Raw genomic sequence first — 6,000 nt, forward strand, 5'->3', positions numbered from 1 at the left:
GGGGGGATAATGCCAACACAGAAAGAGCTTCGGGCTACGATGTCCAAAAAATTACAGGAAGCTATTAAACATCCAGATCCAGCAGTTGTTGCCGGGAGGAAGTCAGCTATCAAGAGATGGGTGGGAGTCCTTCAAGATAACTTTATGGAGCACATAAAATACTTTAAGGGTGATAAGTTGAAGTTTTTGCACAATGTATTTCAAGATGAAGGTTGCTGGTCAGGTGTAAGGTTGGATAATGCTGCTTTAGGTCAAAGGTTTACTGAAGAAAAAATAGGTGGAATAGATAATCCACTTCGCAAATATGAGATGGCTTGTAGTTACTGTGTAGTGGATAAAATTCATCCTCTCTTTCAAAAAAGATTTGAATCTTATAGGAACAAGTTTCCTCCTGGTGCATTTGATGGTAAAACTGAAACTGAATTTGGCAAATACGTACGAAACTCGTTACTAGATAGCATAAAGAGGAAAGGTCCTGTATTTGATTTCTGGATCGATAGAGAATCTGGGGAATTAAAGAAGTATGATGCAGTAGAAGGTTTTGACAGTGCTGTAAAACTTAAGTGGAGTGAAGGGGTAGAGTATTTTTATAATCATTTAAAAGAAGAAGATAAGGAAAAGAAGCTCACAGAAGCTATTCTTGCTCTTTCTCGCGTTCAATCTGTTGAGAAAGACGCCCCTATTTTAGATTTTTGTGTAAATAAGATAGTCGATAAAGATACTCTTTTACAGAAATTATCACAGAAAGATAAAGGAGTATATTCCCTTTTTGCTGAATTAATAGAGTCATGTTTTTTTGATACGGTTCATGATTTGGTACAGTGCTGGTGTTATAAAGAAGTTTCAGCAAGAGGAGACTGTTCGGACAAAATATTCTCACAGCGAGACTATGAGCTTTTTCTTTCCTCTCTTTCAGATGTGATGTTGAAAAATCCTGAATCAAATGTTCAAGCTAGATCTCTTATTATGGAATTTTGGGAATGTGGTAGCTTGTATCAATACAGAAAAGCTGCTGTTAATACTTCTAATTATACAGTTCCTACAAGTGGTGTATTTGCAGAGTTAATAGTCAATTGGAGACGAGAAGACATTTATAAGACTGATGAAGAAAAAGAAATAGAGAAAAAAGAAATATTAGATATGATGTCATTTGCCAAAGATTGCTTTCCTGAAAAGTTTGAGCTCTTTAAAAAACTAATAATAAGAGACCTTAGATTATGCGGTAGGGAAGGTAAAAGAGTAAATGTAGATTACGGTCTGTTTGCAGAAGAATTATTCTCTGAGTTAGAGAAAACAATTTTACCACCTGGTCCTGTAGGTGATGGTCCTTGCAGTAATTTGCGATCACGATCTAAAGCTCATGGTAGTAAGAAAACAACTTTGCCAGTTGATGATAGTCCGCAGTCTGAGCTTGGAACTCCTAGTGTAAGTGGTGTTTCTTCTTATAAGAAAAAAAGCGTCTTTACGCTTAGTGGTAATAAGTAATCCACTTATGAACTCTTGGTGTTTCTGGTCGTAGTAAATAAGGGGTATTTTGTATGAGTAATGGTGATGGACTTATTAGGAGTTTGGTGGATGGAGATCTTGAAGGATTCAGACAAGGATTTGAATCTTTTTTAGATCAATGTCCATCTTTCTTGTATCATGTAAGTGCAGGTCGTTTCCTTCCTGTATTCTTTTTTAGTATGTTTTCTACTGCACATGATGCTAATATCTTAAATGCAAATGAGAGAGTCTATTTTCGTTTTGATAACCATGGTGTTAATCCACGTAATGGTGAAAATCGAAATACGGCAAACCTAAAAGTTGCTGTTTATCGTGACGGACAGCAAGTTGTCAGATGCTACAGTATTTCTGATCGTCCTAATAGTGATGGGTTGAGGTTCAGTACAAGGGAGAGAAATGCTCTAGTACAAGAGATTAGACGGCAAAATCCAAATTTAAGGGAAGAAGACCTAAATTTTGAGCAATACAAAGTATGCATGCACGGAAAGGGCAAGAGTCAGGGAGAGGCAATTGCAACGGTATTCGAGGTAATTCGTGAAAAAGATCGTCAAGGTAGGGATAAATTTGCCAAATATTCAGCATCTGAAATCAATCTTATTAGACGGCTCTTAGGAGATCACAGACTAACAATTAAGGAAATAGAAGGAAGACAACTCAATCAAAATCAGCGTAGACAACTTGGTAGGTTGGTCAATTTTGCGCAAGTAGCACAGGGTCAACAAGGAATTGATAATTTTATGGAAATGCTAGCGAGTGATAGAAGACAAGATGTAAGAGATAGAATACGCAGAGAAATTTTGCCATACATAACTGACATCTATAATAATTACAGACAAGTACTGGAAAATAATATTGAAAATCGCAATCAAAGATTTGAGGGTCACGGGTTTTTATTAGGTTTCTTAGCAAATTTTAGTCATCGCTACACAATAGGCATCGATCTTGATTTATCTCCTAGAAACACACATGTTGCATTTCTTGTACGTCATCAAGCAGAAAGAGAAAATATTCCTATTGTTATTAATCTTGCTATATTTGACACACCGTCAGATGTTACATTAAACTGTGCCATAGGCTACGCTGGAAGGTTACACACTTCTTCATTTATACCTATCCATACTGAATCAAGAAATACTGTCTGTGTTGGATTAAATTTTAATTTAGATCTAGATCCTTTTAGTGTTGATACAGTAGAACTTCAACAGGATAGATTTCCTTTAGTACAAAGATTATTTGAGTGTTTGGAGAATGAAGGCATTAGAGAAAATGTTAGAGATTTCTTGCTTCACCATCTTCCTGCTGAAATACCAAGAAATGCAGAGAATTATAATAGAATATTTGATTGCATAACTGGCTTTGCTTTTGGAAGTAGTGCTTTTGATAGGCACCCTTTAGAACTAGAAGAGGAAGACGAAGCACCTATAACAAAGTACATATTTAGACATGGTGATGAGGGTTTAAGATGTTTAACTATGGTCTTTCATGCTGAAGGTTCTGATATAGTTATACTTCATATTAGAGCTCACGATGCGCAACAACAAGGAGCCATCAATTTACAGACTCTTAATGTTAATGGAAATGATGTTCATGTGTGGGAAGTTTCATGCACACTTAATAATCAACTTGAACTAGATATTGATCTACCAAATGACCTTGGTTTATATCACGATTACCAAAATAATAATGCAAATAATTTTCTTGCTGGTGATCTTGTACAAGTGCCCAATACTGAAAATGTACATAATACTTTAAATCAAGTTGTGAATGATGGCTGGAAAAATATAGCTCAGCATAGAGGATTATTTCAAGAGATCTCTGGAGCATTGATGCCACTTGTGGATACAATAAATGTTAATAGTGAGGATAAGTTCCGTTCTATACTACATGGTACATTTTATGCTAGTGATAATCCTTATAAAGTGCTTGCTATGTATAAAGTTGGTCAAACATATAGTTTAAAAAGGGGGCAGGAAGAAGAAGGAGAAAGGGTAATACTCACAAGAATTACAGAACAGAGATTAGATCTTTTATTATTAAGACAACCTAGAGAGAATGACCTAGATACTCACCCAATTGGATATGTGTTAAGACTTGCTAATAATGCAGAAGAAGTAGGACAACAGCAAAATGATGCGAGACAAGAAATCGGAAGACTTAAGAAACAACACAGAGGATTTATACCTATTACTTCTGGAAATGAGGTGGTTTTGTTTCCTATTGTGTTTAATAGAGATGCACGCGAAGCAGGTAATCTTATACTTTTCCCAGAAGGGATAGGAAGAGAAGAGTATGTACACAAGCTTGATCGTCATGTTCGCGGTTCAAGACCAGGAGGATTAGTGGGACCTGAAAGTGTTATTGATGAGAATCCACCAGAAGGTCTATTATCAGATCAGACTCGTGAAAACTTTAGGCGTTTTTACGAAGAAAAAGCACCAGGACAAAATTCGATTTTTTTGCTTGATATAGGCGACAATCTACATGTTCCGTTTAGTTACTTGCAAGGTACTAGAGCACAGGTAATAGAAACATTAAAGTCAAGAATAAGGGGAGGTGGTACTCCTACAGCACAAGGAATATTACAACAAATAAATGCTATCCTTCGTAGAAACAACGCTCGTGAGATAGAAGATGTGCATGATCTACTTGCACTAGACTTTGCAACAGATAATCAAAATTATCGTTATTGGCTACAAACTCATGACATGTTTTTCGCTGCACAACAATATACTTTCTATGATGATCGATCTAATCCAACTAATAATCGTCATGATTTTACAATAACTTCAGTAGGAGTCGATGGAAATCAAAATGATCCAACAGGTAGGGGCTTATTAAGTAGTCACATAGCTAACTTTAAACAAAAAGTAGATTCGGGTGAAAAAGATAGATTAATTGCTATTATTAATGTAGGTAATCGTCATTGGGTTACATTAGTTATTGTACACCAAAATGGAAATTATTATGGGTATTATGCTGATTCACTTGGTCCAGATAGTGGTATTGACAATAATATTCGAGGAGCTTTAAGAGAATGTGATATTAACGATGATAATGTCCATAATGTTTCCGTTCATCAGCAAACAGATGGCCATAATTGTGGCATATGGGTATACGAAAATGCTAGGGATATTAACCAAGCTATTGATCAAGCTTTACAGGGAAATAATAACTTTGGAGAGAAAGGTGAGGGTATTATAGGTTATATACGTGGTCTTCTTAGTGTAGGCATTGGAAATGACACTAGACAATCTCAAAGAAATGAACAATACTTTAAAAATCGGAGAAGAAATATTTCACAATTATTCCAAAATGATCCTCTATCTTCTCCTAGGGGTAGACTGATTCAAGATCATCCAGGAATTCAACATGAAATTGATCCATTACTATTACAATTTTTAGGACTCCAATACCCACAGCGTGGAGGTGGAGGAGCATTACAATTAGGCGGAGAAAGAGTGATATCAATTGATTTTGGTAACCCGCAGTCTGCATTAGATAAAATTGATGGAGTGAGTAGAGTTTATAACCATAGCAATAGTAGAGGTAGTAGGTAGAAGTTAATAGGTGGATGAAGTTTTCTTTACTCTATATTTACGCATTGGTTGTAATCGGTCTTCTAGGTTGTTTCTGCATATTTTATCTTACTATTACCCACAAATATAAATGTTTGTTGCGTAGCTCTTAATGGCATAACTTTTGCTTGAAATAACTGTTTATATGGTGCAATTTACAGCTTTTAGTTGCTAAAATTATAACTCTTAGTTTAATAATTTTAATCCAATAAGTTTTCAGGTTAATAAAATTAAATTATTTGAGTAAATACAATACTATGTTTTTATTTGTGGGTAATAGTAAGATATTTTATGGTGGTGTTTATTAACAATAATATAGAAGACTATTATTAAGACTCTTGTCCGTAAAGCACCTTCATTTGCTCCTCTCATGAGAGTGATATTTCCTTCAAATCAGCTAGTTTTAGATGCTGAGGTTGTGTGCCGTTTAAAATGGCTTCCTTAATTTTGGGTATCAAATAATTTAAACGTAAGACCCATTGTAAAAGATAAGATTTAATTTGAAAGAAAAATTGATGTGGTTAAAACTTGACCTTGCGCAGTATAGGAATATTTTTTATAAAAAGAACAATATCGATTTGAAATGTAAAATTATCATAAATTTTTCTTTTTATTCTCAAATGAATTACTATTAATTCAGTAAACTATATTATTAATATCTCAAGTAAATCAACCATTTTCAGCGCTCAAAACCAAGTGCGGTGAGAACAAGTTTTTTTGGTATGGATTGGACTACCAAACGATACATACGAACTTTTTAATATAGTGATTTTGCTATACGCTAAAACTAGCTATATTAGCGGATTTCATCGATATCTACATACGAACTGTTTTGCCCAAGCTTATGAAAATAATTTAAATCCTCTATTTTTATAACCTTATTTTTACGCGGCTTGTTCTCACAAATATACGACCTTTT

General features: G+C 34.8%; 2 protein-coding genes. Both read left to right on the top strand.

The genetic code is table 11. The features are described from left to right. Nucleotides 1-9 precede the first annotated feature (9 nt). Nucleotides 10-1,485, top strand: a complete 1,476-nt coding sequence (locus tag OM962_RS00470; protein WP_019236549.1) for a hypothetical protein — start codon at nucleotides 10-12, stop codon at nucleotides 1,483-1,485. 53 nt (nucleotides 1,486-1,538) lie between these two features. Further along, nucleotides 1,539-5,063 carry a cytoplasmic incompatibility factor CifB gene (locus OM962_RS00475; RefSeq protein ID WP_019236548.1) on the top strand — a complete coding sequence of 1,175 codons (3,525 nt, stop codon included), beginning with the start codon at nucleotides 1,539-1,541 and terminating at the stop codon, nucleotides 5,061-5,063. Nucleotides 5,064-6,000: the final 937 nt, after the last annotated feature.

Source organism: Wolbachia endosymbiont (group B) of Erebia ligea (assembly GCF_947179575.1).
Taxonomy (GTDB): Bacteria; Pseudomonadota; Alphaproteobacteria; order Rickettsiales; family Anaplasmataceae; genus Wolbachia; species Wolbachia pipientis_C.

Bases quoted from the DNA above. Each gene is read 5' to 3' on its own strand.
- OM962_RS00475 (WP_019236548.1), top strand. From the start codon at position 1,539: ATGAGTAATGGTGATGGACTTATTAGGAGTTTGGTGGATGGAGATCTT.
- OM962_RS00470 (WP_019236549.1), top strand. From the start codon at position 10: ATGCCAACACAGAAAGAGCTTCGGGCTACGATGTCCAAAAAATTACAG.